Source organism: Rhodococcus sp. 852002-51564_SCH6189132-a, assembly GCF_001665495.1.
GTDB classification, from domain to species: Bacteria; Actinomycetota; Actinomycetes; order Mycobacteriales; family Mycobacteriaceae; genus Rhodococcus; species Rhodococcus pyridinivorans.
Map to the genome: position 1 here is coordinate 62960 of NZ_LZMJ01000018.1, position 15065 is coordinate 78024.

Sequence of the window (15065 nt, forward strand, 5' to 3'; positions counted from 1 at the left end):
GCGGTTACAGCGCCCGCGCGATGATCTGCTTCATGACCTCGTTCGCGCCGGCGTAGATCCGCTGGACGCGCGCGTCCTCGTACATCCGCGCGATGAGGTATTCGCGCATGTAGCCGTAGCCGCCGTGCAACTGCACGCACCGGTCGATGACCTCGCACTGCTTGTCGGTCAGCCAGTACTTGACCATCGCGGCATCGGACGGATCGAGTTGGCCCTTCAGGTGCTGCTCGATGCAGTGGTCGAGGAAGATGCGGCAGGTGCGGGCGATGGTTTGACACTCGGCGAGTTCGAAGGCCGTGTTCTGGAACTCGAACAGGCTGTGCCCGAACGCCTGTCGCGCCTTGGTGTAGCGGACGGTCTCCTCGACGGCCCGGTCCATCGCACCGGCGGCCTGCGCGCCGATGATCAGACGTTCCTGCACGAGCTGTGCCATGAGCTGACCGAAGCCGAGACCTTCGGATTCGCCGAGCAGGTTCGTCACGGGCACGCGCACGTCGACGAACGACAGCTCGGAGGTGTCGGCGGCGTGCTGGCCGACCTTGTCGAGCACACGGCCCACCGAGAAGCCCGGGGCGTCACGGAGATCCACGATGAGCAGCGACACACCCTTGGCGCCTGCCTTCGGGTCGGTTTTGACGGCGAGGACGATGACGTCGGCCGAAGAACCGTTGGTGATGAAGGTCTTCGAGCCGTTGACGACGTAGTGGTCGCCGTCGCGCACCGCGGTGGTCTTGATCGCTTTGAGGTCCGAACCCGCGCCGGGTTCGGTCATGCCGATGGCACCGAGGATCTCGCCGGTGGCCATGCCCGGCAGCCACGTCTTCTTCTGCTCCTCGTTGCCGTATTCGAGGATGTAGTGCGCGACGATGCCGCTGTGCACGGAGTTGCCGAACGCGAGATCGCCGGAGTAGCCCTGCGCGTCGAACACCGCGAGGTCGTGCGCGAAGGTACCGCCGCCACCCCCGTATTCCTCGGGGATCGAGCAGCACAGCAGACCGAGTTTGCCGGCCTCGAGCCACACCTCACGATCGATACGACGCTGCGAATCCCACTTCTCGGCCTTGCCCATGACCTCGCGATCGAAGAACTCGCGCGCGAGATCGTAGACGGCAGAGACCTCGTCGTCGTACCAGGAGGCGACGTGCTTCTTCGGCATCGGGTTCGGATTTCCTTTTCGCAGTGTTCGGTCGGAGTGGTCAGGATCCGCGCAGTTCGCGCTTGAGGAGCTTGCCGCTCTGGTTACGCGGCAGGACGTCGGCGAAGCGAACGGCCTTGGGCACCTTGAACGGTGCGAGGCGCTGCTTGACGTGGTCGATCAAGGTGGGCTCGTCGAGCTCGTGACCGTCCTTGAGGACGACCACCGCGGTCACCGCTTCGATCCATTTCTCGTCCGGAGTACCGATCACCGCGACCTCCGCGACGGCCGAATGCGTGTAGATCGCGTCCTCGACCTCACGTGAGGCGACGAGGATGCCGCCGGTGTTGATGACGTCCTTGATGCGATCGACGACGGTGATGAAGCCTTCGGCGTCGCGGGTGACGAGGTCGCCGGAGTGGAACCAGCCGTCGCGAAAGGCCTCCTCCGTCGCGGCGGGATTCTCCCAATAGCCCAGGCACAGTTGCGGTGAGCGGTACAGGATCTCACCGGGTTCACCGTCGGGGACGTCGTTGCCGTCGGCGTCGACGACGCGGGTTTCGACGAACAGCACGGCCCGGCCGCACGAGGCGGGGCGCGCGTCGTGTTCCTCGGGGCGGAGGACGGTGGCGAGCGGACCGATCTCGGATTGGCCGAAACAGTTGTAGAAGCCGAGCTCCGGGTAGCGGCCGCGGAGTCGCTCGAGGACGGTGACGGGCATGATCGACGCTCCGTACTGCGCCTTGCGCAGCGACGACAGGTCGCGCTCGTCGAGGTCGGGATGGTTGGTCAGCGGCACCCACACCGTCGGGGCGAGGAACAGCGATCCGATGCGCTCCTCCTCCACCAGCCGCAGGATCTCGGCGACGTCGGGTGCGGGCAGCAGCCGCACGGTCGCACCGACCGCGAAGTACGGGATGAGGAAGACGTGCATCGCCGCGGAGTGGTAGAGCGGCATGCACACGAGCGGGTCGTCGCCGGCCGACAGGTCGAGCGCCTCGATCGACGACATGTATTCGAAGGTGAGCGCCTGGTGGGTCATCATGGCGCCCTTGGGCTTCGACGTCGTGCCCGAGGTGTAGAGGAGCTGGACGAGGTCGGTGTCGGCCACGGCGACGTCGAGCGTCGGCACGTCGCCGGTCTGCGCGACCGTCACCAGGGAGTCGTCGGCGTCGCGGAGCGGGACGACGGTCTCGGCCGGCACGTCGGCCAGGACGGCGTCGAGATTGTCGCGCAACACGGGGTCGACGAGCACGGCTTTCGCGCCCGACTGACCGAGCAGGTACGACAGTTCCTCGCCGCGCAGTGCGTAGTTGATCGGCACGTGCACCAGACCGGCGCGGGCAGCGGCGAGATATCCGATCGCGTAGCCGTCGGAGTTGGTGCCGTAGGCGGCCACGCGGTCGCCCTTGGACAGGCCCAACGAGAGCAGGTGCGCAGCGGCACGGGTGACGGCGTCGTCGAGTTCCCGGTAGGTGAACTGCCGGTCGCCGAAGCGGAGTGCGACGCGGGCGGGATAGCGCGCGGCGGTGCGGTGGAGGATGCCGTCGACGGTGCTCTGACGCGGGTCGGGGGTCATGCAGTGAACTTTATAGGACGTCCAACCAACTAGTCCAGACCTAGCGATCGCTCGGGATCAGCGGTCCTTCCAGACCGGTGCCCGCTTCTCGAGGAAGGCCGTCATCCCCTCCTGCGCGTCGTCGATCATCGCGTTCGACGCCATCGTCTCCGCCATTGCGGCATAGGCCGTCTCTTGCGGCAGATCGATCTGCCGGTAGAACGCCTCCTTGCCGATCCGCATCGTCTCGGGGGACGACGTGGCGATCTTCAGGGCGAGCTCGGTGGTCGCGGTCTCCAGCGTCTCCGGTTCGACGACGTAGTTCACCAGGCCCCAGTCGGCGGCGGTCTGCGCGTCGATGGTGTCGCCGGTCAGCAGCATCTGCAGCGCCCGCTTGCGGCCGATCGCGCGGCTGACCGCGACCATCGGCGTCGAGCAGAACAACCCGATCCGCACACCCGGGGTACCGAAGCGAGCGTCGCCGGCAGCGACGGCGAGATCGCACGCAGCGACGAGCTGGCATCCCGCCGCGAGCGCCGTGCCCTGCACCGATGCGATCACCGGTTGAGGGATCGACTGCACGGTCCGCATCATCTCGTTGCACGTCTCGAAGATCGCGCGTTCCTCGTCGAGCGTGCGTCCGATCATCTGCCGCAGGTCGTGCCCGGCCGAGAACACCGGGCCTTCCGCGCGGACCACGATCACCTTCGTGTCGGCCGCGAGCGCCGTCAGACCGGCGATGACCTCGCGCATCGTCTCCACCGACAGCGGGTTGCGCTGCTCCGGGCGGTCGAGGGTGAGCACCCCGATACCGCTGGCCTCGTCGACAGCGATGAGCACGGGCGGGGGCAGGGTGTCGACGGCGTCGGGGCCGTCCGCAGAGCGATCCGTCACGTTCCCTTTCCTACACCACCGGCGGGTTACCGGCGCGGCATCGACGAGACGAGATCCGCGACGCGGGCGGGCGCCCGACCGAGCAGCGCCGCCGTCACGGCGCTTCCCGCGACGAAGCCGTGATCGTCGTAGAAGTCGAACATCGCCGCCAGACGCTCCCGGGTATCCGCGGGCAGGTCGCGGCCGTGGCGCTCCATCCACACCGGGACGGACACCTGCTCGATCTCCACCGACCGCCCGGCGACCGCGCACAGCTGCCGCACACTCACCGAGTCCGGTCCCCCGAGCTCGTAGGTGGCGCCGTGGTGGATGTCCGTACCCTCGACGAGGACACGGGCCGCCACCGTCGCGACGTCCGACAGGGCGACGAACGAGAACGGCGCGTCGGGGTCGTAGGGGACGTCGAGTGCATCGACCGAGCCGTCGAGGACGGATGCGAAGTTCTCCGTGTACGCGCAGGGCTGCAGAACGGTCCACCGCACCCCGGAAGCGTGCAGGATGTCCTCGCAACGCGCCTTGTCGAGGTGGTGCGGCATCGCCGGCGTGTACGGCCAGGCGACGGAGTGGTAGACGACGTGATCGACAACTGCCTCGGCCACCGCCGCGAGGAACCGTTCGAACAGCGCCGGTTCGTCGGGGTGCATGTTCGGGGCGATGAAGTAGACGCCACGGCAGCCCGACAGGGCGTCGACGAGCCCGGCACCGGTCTCGAGGTCGACAGCACGATCCCCCGCCTGCCGAGCGGTGTGCACCACTCGGCGGACGGGGGTCGTGTCTGCCGTCTCCAGCGCCGCGATGACAGCCGTTCCGGTCTTCCCCGCGGCACCGATCACTGCGAGATCGGTGCCGCGGGAGAAAGTGGCCGTCGTCGACATCAGTTGCCGATGAAGTCGTACTCGGCGAACTCGGCACCACCCGACAGGCGGGCGTAACCGGGACCGCGGTCGAAGAAGGGCTCTTCCTCGCCGCGCTCGGCGCGCATCTGCGCACGCAGCGCCTCGGTGGCCTCGACGTCGGCGACGGGCTCCTCCGCCGAGGTGTCCTTCAGGATCACGCCGTAGTCGTCGCGGGCGCCCTCGACGGACACCTTGCGCCACAGCACGTCCCGGACCACCTCGCCGATCGGACGATCGAGCGGGTCGCCCCAGCCACCGCCACCGGTGGTGCGGATGCGCACGACCTCGCCGGCCTTGATCGGCTCGGCGTCCGTGAGGGCGTCGAACTCGCGCTCGTTCGGGCCGCCGGGATCGAGGGTGACGGAGAACGGCTTGCCGGCCTTGCCGCCCTTGACGCCCCAGCAGGCGAGGATCGAACGGTCCGCGATGGACATGAAGTTCGCATCCTTGAGCATGCGGATGTGCTTCTCGTAGCCGAGACCACCGCGATAGCGGCCGGCCCCACCGGAATCGATTGCCAGACCCAGCTTCTCGACGATGAACGGGAAACGGCTCTCGGTGAACTCCGTGGGCAGGTTCCGCGAGTCGGGCACCACGTGGATGGTGTCCTCACCGTCGGCGTAGTGCCGGCCGCCGGAGCCGCCGCCGAGCACCTCACGCATGAGGTAGGAGTGGCCGTCGAAGTCCTCGCCGTACACACCGGTGTAGCGGATGGTCTCCTGGTCGGCGGGCATGTTGCCGTCGACCGCCTTGGCGACCACACCGGAGAGCACACCGAGCAGACGCAGGATCACGAACGTGCGAGCGTTGGTGGGAGCGGGGAAGATCGGCGTGATGAGCGTGCCCGGCTCCGGGAACCTCATCTCGATCAGCGGCACGACACCTTCGTTGACGTCCAGTTCCGCCATGCGGTCCGGGGTGTCGGCCAGGTTGCGGAGGATCGGCGCCAGCCACTTGATGAGGAAGTTGCCGTCGGCGTAGTCACCGCAGTGGTTGATCGGGCCCTTCGCCTGCGGACCGGTGCCGTTGAAGTCCAGGATCAGGCGCTCGCCGCCCTCGTCCTCCGGGGAGGTCTTGGTGAGGGTGATGCGCTGCACGTGCAGCATGGGCTCGTCCACACCGTCGTGCTCGGCGTAGTCCTCCCAGGTGTACGTGCCCACCGGGATCTTGCTGAGGATCTCGCGGCGGTAGGTCTCCGTGGTGGCGTCGAGGATCGCGTCGAAGCAGGCCTCGACGGTCTCGACACCGTAGCGTTCGAACAGTTCCGACAGTCGACGCGCACCCATGAGGCACGCCGAGCACTCGGCGTCGAGGTCGGCGGCGAGCGAATCGGGCATGCGGGAGTTGCGGGTCATGATCCGCAGCGCCGCCTCGTTGGGAACGCCCTGGTCCCACAGCTTGATCGGCGGGACCATCAGTCCCTCCTCGTACACGGTGGTCGCACCCGAGGGCATGGAGCCCGGGCAGCAACCGCCGATGTCGTCGTGGTGGCCGAAGGCCTGCACGAACGCGACCACCGAAGGCTCGGTGTCGCCGGGGCGGGTCGCGAAGACCGGGACCGTGACGCACAGGTCGGGCAGGTGCCCGATGCCGCCTTCGGAGAGGTAGACGTCGTTGTGGAAGAAGACGTCGCCGGGCTTCATCGTCTCGAGCGGGAAGTCCCGCGCCACCGGATGCACGAGCGCCGAGTACGAACGACCGGTGAGCTTGCGCAGGTTGCGGTCGTGGATGCCGGCACGGAAGTCGTGGGCGTCGCGGATCATCGGCGAGCGCGAGGTCCGGGAGATGGAGGTCTCCACCTCCATCTCGACACTGGCGAGGTAGCCGGCGACGATCTCGACCAGCACCGGATCGGGAGCGCTACCCGAAGCGTCGGTCAGCCGGAAGGGCTTGCGGGTCGTGGCCGCGGCGGGTTCGAGAGTCGCAGTCATCGGGTGGCTCCGTTCGAGTCGGACGTCTTGCTGAGGCGGATGTTGCCGAAAGTGTCGATGCGAGCGCGGAATCCGGGATGAACCGGGATGGTCGAGCTGAATTCCTCGATCACGGCGGGACCTTCGAGTTCGTCGCCGGCGCCGAGGCGGGCGCGGTCGTACACGCGGGTGGTGACCCACTCGTCGAAGTACGCCTGACGGGTGCCGGTGAGCGCGTCGTCCGCCCCCGTGCCCGGGGCGATCTCGGCGAGTTCCGGTCGCTTGATGGGGCCGATACCGCTGACGCGGAGGTTGACCCATTCCACGTGCTGGTGGGGATCGTTGCGGAAGTCGTAGCCGTAGAGCTCGCGATGGGCCTGGTGGAAGCGTTCGGCCGCCTCGTCCATCAGTTCCTGGGTGATGGGGCCGTCGCCGACCGGCACACGCACCTCGAAGGCCTGGCCGAAATAGCGCAGGTCCGCCGAGCGGGCGTACTGCCGCTGATCGGGCCCGAATCCCTCGTCCTCCAGGGCACGTTCGGCCTCGGCCGCGAGGGCGTCGAGTCCGGCCTGTAGTTCCTCGATCTCCAACCGGTCGTGGCGGCTGACGTGCGTCTGCACATAGTCGTTGCGGACATCGACGGTCAGCAGCCCGAAGGCCGAGACGTTGCCGGGCTCGAGCGGCACGAGGACGTCCTTGAGACCGAGGATGTCGATGAGGCGACAGGCCAGCAGCGACCCGGAGCCGCCGAAGGTCACCAAGGTGAAGTCGCGGACGTCGAGACCACGCTTGACGGTGATCTGGCGCAGCGCGTTGGCCTGGTTCCAGGCCGACACTTCGAGAATGCCCGTGGCGCACGCCTCGAATTCGAGGCCGAGACGGTGTGCGAGCTCCTCGACGCCCTTGCGGGCGAGTTCGGTGTCGAGCGGGATCTCACCGCCGAGCAGGTGGGGAGGGATGCGACCGAGCAGGACGTGGGCGTCGGTGATGGTCGGCTCGTTGCCACCCTTGGCGTAGCACAGGGGTCCGGGATCGGCGCCCGCCGACTGCGGGCCGACGCGCAGGGTGCCCTCGGGGGTCATCCACGCGATGGAGCCACCGCCGGCGCCGACGGTCACCACGTCGATCATGGGGATCTTGGACGGGTAGACACCCACGCGACCTTCCGTGGTGAGTGCCGGCTCGCCGCCGACGACCACGGTGACGTCCGTGGAGGTGCCGCCACCGTCGCAGGTCAGCACCTGGTCGACACCGGCGACGCCGGCAATCAGCGCCGCACCCAGGGCACCGGCTGCAGGGCCGGAGAGCACGGTCGTGATCGGTTGGTGCACGACCTCCTTCGCCGACAGCACGCCACCGTTGGACTTCATCACGTAGAACGGGATGTCGCGCTGTTCGCCCTCGGCGGAGGAGAACTCGCGGAGCCGGTTCGCGATGTTGTTGACGTAGTTGCGGATGTTGGGCTTGACCGCGGCGTCGACGAGGGTCGTGATGGACCGCTCGTACTCGCGGTACTCGCGCAGCACCTCGCTGGAGATGCTCACGGTCGCCTCCGGGTACTCCTCCATGAGGATGTCGCGGACGCGGCGCTCGTGCTCGGGGTTGGCGTAAGAGTGCATGAGGCACACGCCGACGGTGCGGATCTCGCGGTCCTTGAAGAAGCGGGCGGCGGCGCGGACGTCGTCCTCGTTCAGGGGACGGATCTCGCTGCCGTTGTAGGCGAGACGACCGCGGATGGTGCGGACACGGTCGGCCGGCACGATGCGGTCGGGCTTGACCCAGAAGTAGGAGTTGCCGTAGCCGTCGGGGACCGACTGGCGGGCGATCTCGAGGACGTGTTCGTAGCCCTCGGTGGTGATGAATCCGAGGGTGCCGACCTTGCCCTCGAGGAGCTTGTTGGTCGCGACGGTGGTGCCGTGACTGACGGCGTCGATCGCGTCGCCGGTCTCGCCGAGCTGCGCGAGGACCTTCTCGATGCCTGCGAGGAAGCCGATGGCCGGATCCTGCGGTGTCGACGGGGTCTTCGTGGTGACGATGGCGCCGGACTCGTCGTCCACCGCGACCACGTCCGTGAATGTTCCGCCGGTATCGATACCGACCCGAATCTTCCTGGATCCCATGTTTCCTCCTGGGTTCGTCTCGCCGGTGTCCCACCTGACGTCTGATGACATTCCACCCCCTGAGCGGCGGTGTTTCTTTGTCACATCTCGCCGAACTCGTCGCCTGGAGTTCGGGGTTCGTGCACCTGCCACCTGCAGACGACGGCACCCCCGGGCCGTGATGGCCCGGGGGTGCCGTGGAGATTCGACGAGAAGGTCAGCGTCGGGCGAGGATCGCTCCCAGGGCGACGCCCGCCAGCGCGATACCGGCGCCCACTCCCGCGGACAGCAGAACGGTTGCTACCGAAGGTGTTCCGGCCGGTACCGGTGCAGCGGACGCAGCGGCCACGGGCAGCGCGGTGGTCTTCACACCCGCACCCTCGGCGACCTCGGCCACCTCGGCTCCGTTCACGCCCGCGACAACTTCGGCTTCGGCCGCACTCGGCGCCGCCGGCAGACCGTCGGCGATCACACCGTCGATGCCGTTGAAGAACACACCGGCCATCTTCTTGGCGACACCGGTGATCATCCGTTGTCCGACACCACCGACCATGCCGCCGACGACCGCGTCCGCGTCGTAGGTGAGCACGGTGCCGCCGTCGCGTTCTTCGAGACGCACCGTCACATCGGCCTTGACCGTTCCCGGGGCACCGGATCCCGATGCCGTCATCACGAACGATTCGGGGCGATTCTGCTGCGACAGAACCACTTCCCCGTCGTAGGTGCCCTTGATGGAGGCCACTCCGGCGGTGATGGACAGCTTGTAGTGGTTGTCGTTGATCTGCTCGAGCGACTGCACGCCCGGGATCGTCGCCGCGAGAACACGGCCGTCCTGCAGGCTGTCGTACACCACGTCGGGAGGTGCCTGCAGTTGCGCGGTACCGGCGATTCTCATTCGTTCTCCTTGTTTCGGGACGCCGCGTGGGTCAGACGCAGCTCGAACAACTCCGAGGGGGAAATCGGCATGCTGATGATCGGGATACCCTCCGCGTCCTCGACGGCCGCGGCGATCACCGCCGAGGTCGGGATGACACCGGCCTCACCGGCGCCCTTCATCCCGAGGGGATTGAGTGCGGACGGGGTGACGGTGTGGTCCATCTCGAGAGAGTCGGGCATCTCCGTCACGAAGGGCATGAGGAAGTCCATGTACGACGCGTTGAGCATCTGCCCGTGCTCGTCGTAGACGATCTTCTCATAGAGTGCGCCGCCGATGCCCTGCGCAACCGCGCCCTGCACCTGGCCTTCGACGATGCGCGGGTTGATGACGTTGCCGCAGTCGTGCACCACCGCGTACCGGAGCACCCGGATCTCGGCGGTGACGGGATCGGTCTCGACGATCGCCGCGTGGATTCCCGACGCGAACGTCGAGGTGGGCGGCGAGTAGTAGCCGGTCGCCTCCAGGCCGGGCTGCTCACCCTCGAGGACGGGCGGCACCGACATGTCGGTCTCGGCGTTCGCGAATCCCGTTGCGCGACGGGATGCGTCGTCGAAGGCGTAGCGGAGCGGGTTCGACAGTACGGCCACGACACCGAGTGGGATCGAGGTGCCCTCCGCGCCGGGTTCGGTGCCCACCACGCACACGTGCCCCTCGCGCAGTTCGAGATCGGCGACGTCGGCGTGGAGGTGGTCCGCGGCGATCTTCTTCGCCTTCTCCGCCACCATCTGCGCGGCGACGTGGAAGGCGGATCCGGACATCACGGCACCGCGCGAGGCGAACGTGCCGACCGCGTACCCGAATCGGCGGGTGTCGCCGGTGACGATCTCGACATCGGAGACCGGCACGCCGAGATCGTCCGCGACGATCTGCGCGAAGGAGGTCTGGTGTCCCTGGCCCTGGGTGGTCAGGCCCGTGGCGGCCTTGACCTTGCCCGAGGTCTCGATGAGCACGTGTGCGCCCTCGTACGGGCCCGGTCCCGTGCCCTCGACGTACGCTCCAACACCGATTCCGACGCGGCGGCCCTCGGCGCGGGCACGTTCCTTGTACTCGGCGAACTCGTCCCAGCCGATGAGCTTCTTGAGCTTGTCCATTCCGGCCTGGTAGTCGCCGGTGTCGTAGATGAGGGGACGGCCGTCCTGGAAGATCAGGTGGAAGTCGTAGGGCATCTCCTCGGGGCGGATGAAGTTGGTCTCGCGGACCTCGAGGACATCCTTGCCGAGATGCTTGGCGATGGCGTCCATCGCCCGCTCCATTGCGAACACGCCCTGGGGTCGTCCCGCGCCGCGGTAGGGCGTGACGATGACCGTGTTGGTGTACAGCGAATAGGCGTCCACCCGGAAGGCGCGCGGTTTGTAGGGGCCGAGCACCTGGGTGGAGGTGTTGAGCAGCACGATGATTCCGTACGGCAGGTACGCGCCGTTGTCGTGCCAGATCGAGAAGTCGAAGGCCAGCAGCCTGCCGTCGTCGTCGAACCCGACGGTGACCTCGTGGACCTGCCCGCGCTCGTGGGCGCTCGAGATGAAATGTTCGCGCCGGTCCTCGACCCACTTGACCTCGCTGGAGATCCCGGCCTGCCCCAGCTTGCGGGCGGCCCAGGTGACCATGACCTCCTCGGGCCACGGGTGGACGATCTTCACACCGAAACCACCACCGACGTCGGGGGCGATGCAATGGACCTTGTTGTGCGCCATGCCCAGTCGCGCGGCGATCGCAGCACGGGCGGACGTCGAGGTTTGGGTGGACGTCCAGAAGGTCAGCACCTTCTCGTCGTCGTCCCAGCGGGCGTAGACGCCCTTGCCCTCCATCGGCATCGACGCCGAACGTTCGATCTCGAGGTCGAGGGTCAACGTGTGCGGTGCCGCGGCGAGTTCCGCCTCGATGTCGCCGAACCCGTGCTGGAGGTGCGCCGCGACGTTGTCGGGCACATCCGGATGGACGACGTGCTCGGCGTTGCGTGCGGTGTCGACACCGACCACGGCCGGAAGGGCCTCGTAGGTGATGTCGATCAGCGCGCAGGCGTCCTCGGCGATGTACCGGTTGTCGGCCACGACCATCACGATCGCCTCACCGACATGGTTCACCTCGTCCTTGGCGAGCGGATATCCGTTGCGCGGAGCGGTGATCGCGGGGTGCGGGATGAGCAGTGGGAGATTCTCGGCCATCTCGGGCGAGTCGGCCTCGAGATCGTCGTAGGTGTAGATGGCGTGCACGCCCGGCAGTTCGAGAGCCGCATCGACGGCGATGTCGAGGATGCGGGCGTGCGCGTGCGGCGACCGGACGAAGGCCGCGGCGAGCGCGCCGTGCCCGAGATCGTCGAGATAGCGGCCGTTACCGCTGACGAGCCGGTTGTCCTCGACACGCGGGATGGGCTTGCCGAACGACTTGCCCGACTCGGTGGCACCACCGATGTCGGCGGGGGCGAGGTCGGTTGCCGTGCTCGTCGAGACCGAGGTGGAGACGGGCGAATCGGAGACGCTGGTCATGCTCGTCCTGCCTTTCCTCCGACCGGAGCGGTGGCGCCGCGGACCTTGGCGTCGAGCGAGGCGCGTGCCGCCTCGCTGTCGGGGCCGAGCGGTGAGCCTCCGGACCGTTCGCGCTTGATCTCGGCGGCGCGCAGCACGGCCGCCCGGATGTTCTGGTAGCCCGTGCACCGGCAGAGGTTGCCGGCGATCGCATCGGTCGCCTCCTCGTGGGTGGGCGACGGGTTCTCCTCGAGGAAGGCGGCGATCGTGGTGACGAATCCCGGTGTGCAGAAACCGCATTGCAGACCGTGGCAGTCGACGAATGCCTCCTGCACAGGGTGCAGGGTGCCGTCCGGTTCGACGAGCCCTTCGACCGTCGTCACCGAGCGGCCCTCGAGGCTCGCAGCGAGCACGAGGCACGACCGCACCGGCTTGCCGTCGAGCAGCACCGTGCACGCGCCGCACACACCGTGCTCGCATCCCACATGGGTCCCGGTCTGGCGGAGGTGATGACGGATCGCGTCCGATGCCAGCGTGCGCGAGGGCAGCACCACGGTCTGCGTCACGCCGTTGAGGGTGAAGGTCACGGCGACGTGGTGCTCGCCGGTCTCCGCCTGCAGCTCGTCGACCTGTTCGGCGACGGTCCGCCGCGAGGCGTCGCGACCACCCTTGTGGATCGAGCTCGTCATCGACTTCCTCCCGTGTGCATCGGTACCCGTGTGTCGTCGCGGATCGCGTCCTGCGCGGCCGCGAAGCCGACACGGCCGGTCAGTGCCGCCACCAGCTGCGACCGGTAGCGGTCGGTGGCGTGGATGTCCGCCTCCGTCTCGACGGTCTCGCGTGCCTTCTCCGCGACCTGCTGCCAGAGCGGGTCGCGCTCGTCGTGCGCCGAGGCTCCGCGCAGGATGTCGGTGTAGTCGACGACCTGCCCGAGTTCTCCCGCGGAGACGTAGGTCATCCGGGCGGACGTCACCGCGCCGTCCTCGACCTCCACCTGCGCGACCACGCCGACGAGGGCGTAGTCGCCGTGGCGTCGTGCGATCTCGTCGATGGCGGTGCCGGTGCCCGGCCGCGCAGCCGGCACCGTCACGCTGGTGGCGATCTCGTCGGCCTCGAGGGTCGATTCGAGCGGCCCGGCGAACAGCTCGGCGGCGGGGATCTGCCGGACTCCGCGGACGGAGCGAACGGTGAGCGTTCCCCCGAGCAGCGACAGCACGGCCGGCATCTCCGCGGACGGATCGGCGTGGACGATCGATCCCACGGTCGTTCCGCGATTGCGGATGGTCGGGTGTGCGACCAACCGGAGCGCGCGGCCCAGCAGGGGCTGGACCTGCGCGACCGTGGGATCGGATTCGAGCGCTGTGTGGGTGGTGAGAGCGTCGAAGGTGACGCCGAGTTCCGGTGAAGCGGAGATCGCGTCGAGGCGCGGGATCGAGCCGATGTCGACGAGGTGAGCCGGTGCCGCCAGGCGCATCGACAGCAGCGGAATCAGTGACTGGCCGCCGGCGAGCACTTTGCCCTCGTGCGCGACCCCCGCGAGGATCTCGCAGGCTTCATCGATCGACCGCGGTCGGTGATAGGTGAGTGGCGACGGTTTCATTGAACAGATCCTGCCCGCATAGTGTGATCGGCGTTTCGTGGAGAAGTGACAAAGCTCACCGGTCGACAATGTCAGATGTAATAGAGGTCACGCGAACTCCTTCAGCCTCCCGGCGCCGCTCTCCCCGTCGGGATCGGGCTCCGTCCGGACCGGTTCTCCCTGATCGGAGGGGGTATCGGGATCCTCGGGGGCGATGTCCTTGGGGGCGATGACCCGGCACAGGTGGTAGAGGCCGATAACGACGATGGTGCCCAGCGCGATGCCGCTCAGCGAGAACGTGTCGGTGAACTCGAGGCTGGTGTCGCCGATGGCGATGATCAGGCCGGCCGCGACGGGCATGAGGTTGCGCGGGTCGCCGAAGTCGACGCCGTTCTCCTTCCAGATCTTGGCGCCGAGCAGGCCGATGATGCCGTAGAGGACCACGGTGATGCCGCCGAGCACGCCGCCGGGGGTCGCGGAGATGACCGCGCCGAACTTCGGAGAGAAGCCGAGGAGCATCGCGATGACACCGGCCGCGGCGTAGGCGGCCGTCGAGTACACGCGGGTCGCGGCCATGACGCCGATGTTCTCCGCGTAGGTCGTCGTCGGGGAACCGCCGACACCGGTGGCGAGGGCCGTGGCGAGACCGTCACCGGCCAGCGCGCGTCCCATCATGGGGTCGAGATCGGTCTTGGTGATCTCGGCGACCGCTTTGACGTGTCCGGCGTTCTCCGCGATCAGGGCGATGACGCCGGGCAGCACGAGCACGATGAAGGTGAGGCTGAACGACGGGGCATGGATGCCGACGACACCGGCGGCTTCGTCCGTGAACGGCGGCAGACCGAACCACGGCGCGGACGCGACGCCGTCCCAGTTCACGCGGAAGTGTTCGGTGACGGCGTCGGCACCGGCGTCGTAGGAGGTGATCGGTCCGCTGATCCGGTCGAGGATCCACGACAGTGCGTAGCCGAACAGCAATGCCAGGAAGATGGCGACGCGGCCGAGGAAGCCGCGCAGCACGACACTGCCCACGATCAGCGCGATCATCACCGTCAGCGCGACCCACTGATCCTGCGGCCAGTAGGTACCGGCCACCACCGGTGCCAGGTTGAAGCCGATGAGCATGACCACCGCGCCGGTGACCACCGGCGGCAGGATCTTGAAGACCAGCGAGCCGCCGAGGAAGTGGATCACCACACCGATCGCGGCGAGCACGAGCCCGGAGACCATGATCGCACCGGTGACCTCCGACGGCGAGCCGCCCTGGGCGTAGATCGCGGCGATGCCGCCGACGAAGGCCGCGGAGGTACCGAGATAGCTGGGGATCCGGCCCTTGACGACAGCGAGGAAGAACAGGGTGCAGAAGCCCGAAAGCATGACTGCGAGTTGCGGGTTGAGTCCCATGATGATGGGGAAGACGAAGGTGGCGCCGAACATCGACACCACGTGCTGGCCGCCCAGGCCGATGGTGCGGCCCCAACTCAGGCGCTCCATCGGCGCCACGACCTGTCCCGGTTCTATGTTCTTGCCGTCTCCGTGCACTGTCCAGATGGGCATATCGGACCTTTCAGCAGAGTGTGGGTGCCGATAGCGTT

Annotated in this window: 11 protein-coding genes; all 11 read right to left on the reverse strand. The window is 67.8% G+C overall.

Annotated features, from left to right (window positions below):
* Positions 1 to 4: 4 nt before the first annotated feature.
* A complete protein-coding gene (locus tag A5767_RS03915) occupies positions 5 to 1156 on the reverse strand; it encodes an acyl-CoA dehydrogenase family protein (protein WP_006551018.1) in 1152 nt (383 codons plus the stop codon).
* 40 nt (positions 1157 to 1196) lie between these two features.
* Positions 1197 to 2714 carry an acyl-CoA synthetase gene (locus tag A5767_RS03920; RefSeq protein WP_064851683.1) on the reverse strand — a complete coding sequence of 506 codons (1518 nt, stop codon included), beginning with the start codon at positions 2712 to 2714 and terminating at the stop codon, positions 1197 to 1199.
* A gap of 57 nt (positions 2715 to 2771) precedes the next feature.
* Positions 2772 to 3587 carry an enoyl-CoA hydratase gene (locus tag A5767_RS03925; protein ID WP_006551020.1) on the reverse strand — a complete coding sequence of 272 codons (816 nt, stop codon included), beginning with the start codon at positions 3585 to 3587 and terminating at the stop codon, positions 2772 to 2774.
* A 26-nt stretch (positions 3588 to 3613) separates the two neighbouring features.
* Positions 3614 to 4462: an SDR family oxidoreductase gene (locus A5767_RS03930; RefSeq protein ID WP_064851684.1), complete on the reverse strand. Its 849-nt coding sequence runs from the start codon at positions 4460 to 4462 to the stop codon at positions 3614 to 3616.
* Positions 4462 to 6414 carry a hydantoinase B/oxoprolinase family protein gene (locus A5767_RS03935; RefSeq protein ID WP_064851685.1) on the reverse strand — a complete coding sequence of 651 codons (1953 nt, stop codon included), beginning with the start codon at positions 6412 to 6414 and terminating at the stop codon, positions 4462 to 4464. The genes A5767_RS03930 and A5767_RS03935 overlap by 1 nt, the downstream gene beginning before the upstream one ends.
* Complete coding sequence (locus A5767_RS03940; RefSeq protein ID WP_039586498.1) at positions 6411 to 8513, reverse strand: hydantoinase/oxoprolinase family protein; 2103 nt, start codon at positions 8511 to 8513, stop codon at positions 6411 to 6413. Before A5767_RS03940 ends, A5767_RS03935 begins: the two co-directional genes overlap by 4 nt.
* A gap of 196 nt (positions 8514 to 8709) precedes the next feature.
* Positions 8710 to 9387, reverse strand: coding sequence for an SRPBCC family protein (locus tag A5767_RS03945; RefSeq protein WP_006551024.1), 678 nt, complete (start codon positions 9385 to 9387; stop codon positions 8710 to 8712).
* Positions 9384 to 11912 carry an aerobic carbon-monoxide dehydrogenase large subunit gene (gene cutA, locus A5767_RS03950; RefSeq protein WP_064851686.1) on the reverse strand — a complete coding sequence of 843 codons (2529 nt, stop codon included), beginning with the start codon at positions 11910 to 11912 and terminating at the stop codon, positions 9384 to 9386. The genes A5767_RS03945 and cutA overlap by 4 nt, the downstream gene beginning before the upstream one ends.
* Entirely contained in the window at positions 11909 to 12580 is a 672-nt protein-coding gene (locus A5767_RS03955; RefSeq protein ID WP_006551027.1) for a (2Fe-2S)-binding protein, read from the reverse strand. The genes cutA and A5767_RS03955 overlap by 4 nt, the downstream gene beginning before the upstream one ends.
* Positions 12577 to 13491, reverse strand: a complete 915-nt coding sequence (locus A5767_RS03960; protein ID WP_064851687.1) for an FAD binding domain-containing protein — start codon at positions 13489 to 13491, stop codon at positions 12577 to 12579. The genes A5767_RS03955 and A5767_RS03960 overlap by 4 nt, the downstream gene beginning before the upstream one ends.
* Positions 13492 to 13578: 87 nt before the next feature.
* Positions 13579 to 15027, reverse strand: a complete 1449-nt coding sequence (locus A5767_RS03965) for a uracil-xanthine permease family protein (RefSeq protein WP_006551031.1) — start codon at positions 15025 to 15027, stop codon at positions 13579 to 13581.
* Positions 15028 to 15065: the final 38 nt, after the last annotated feature.

Excerpts from the sequence above, each read along its gene's own strand:
- A5767_RS03915 (WP_006551018.1), bottom strand. The coding sequence starts at position 1,156 with ATGCCGAAGAAGCACGTCGCCTCCTGGTACGACGACGAGGTCTCTGCC.
- A5767_RS03920 (WP_064851683.1), bottom strand. The coding sequence starts at position 2,714 with ATGACCCCCGACCCGCGTCAGAGCACCGTCGACGGCATCCTCCACCGC.
- A5767_RS03930 (WP_064851684.1), bottom strand. The coding sequence starts at position 4,462 with ATGTCGACGACGGCCACTTTCTCCCGCGGCACCGATCTCGCAGTGATC.
- A5767_RS03935 (WP_064851685.1), bottom strand. The coding sequence starts at position 6,414 with ATGACTGCGACTCTCGAACCCGCCGCGGCCACGACCCGCAAGCCCTTC.
- A5767_RS03940 (WP_039586498.1), bottom strand. The coding sequence starts at position 8,513 with ATGGGATCCAGGAAGATTCGGGTCGGTATCGATACCGGCGGAACATTC.
- A5767_RS03945 (WP_006551024.1), bottom strand. The coding sequence starts at position 9,387 with ATGAGAATCGCCGGTACCGCGCAACTGCAGGCACCTCCCGACGTGGTG.
- cutA (WP_064851686.1), bottom strand. The coding sequence starts at position 11,912 with ATGACCAGCGTCTCCGATTCGCCCGTCTCCACCTCGGTCTCGACGAGC.
- A5767_RS03955 (WP_006551027.1), bottom strand. The coding sequence starts at position 12,580 with ATGACGAGCTCGATCCACAAGGGTGGTCGCGACGCCTCGCGGCGGACC.
- A5767_RS03960 (WP_064851687.1), bottom strand. The coding sequence starts at position 13,491 with ATGAAACCGTCGCCACTCACCTATCACCGACCGCGGTCGATCGATGAA.
- A5767_RS03965 (WP_006551031.1), bottom strand. The coding sequence starts at position 15,027 with ATGCCCATCTGGACAGTGCACGGAGACGGCAAGAACATAGAACCGGGA.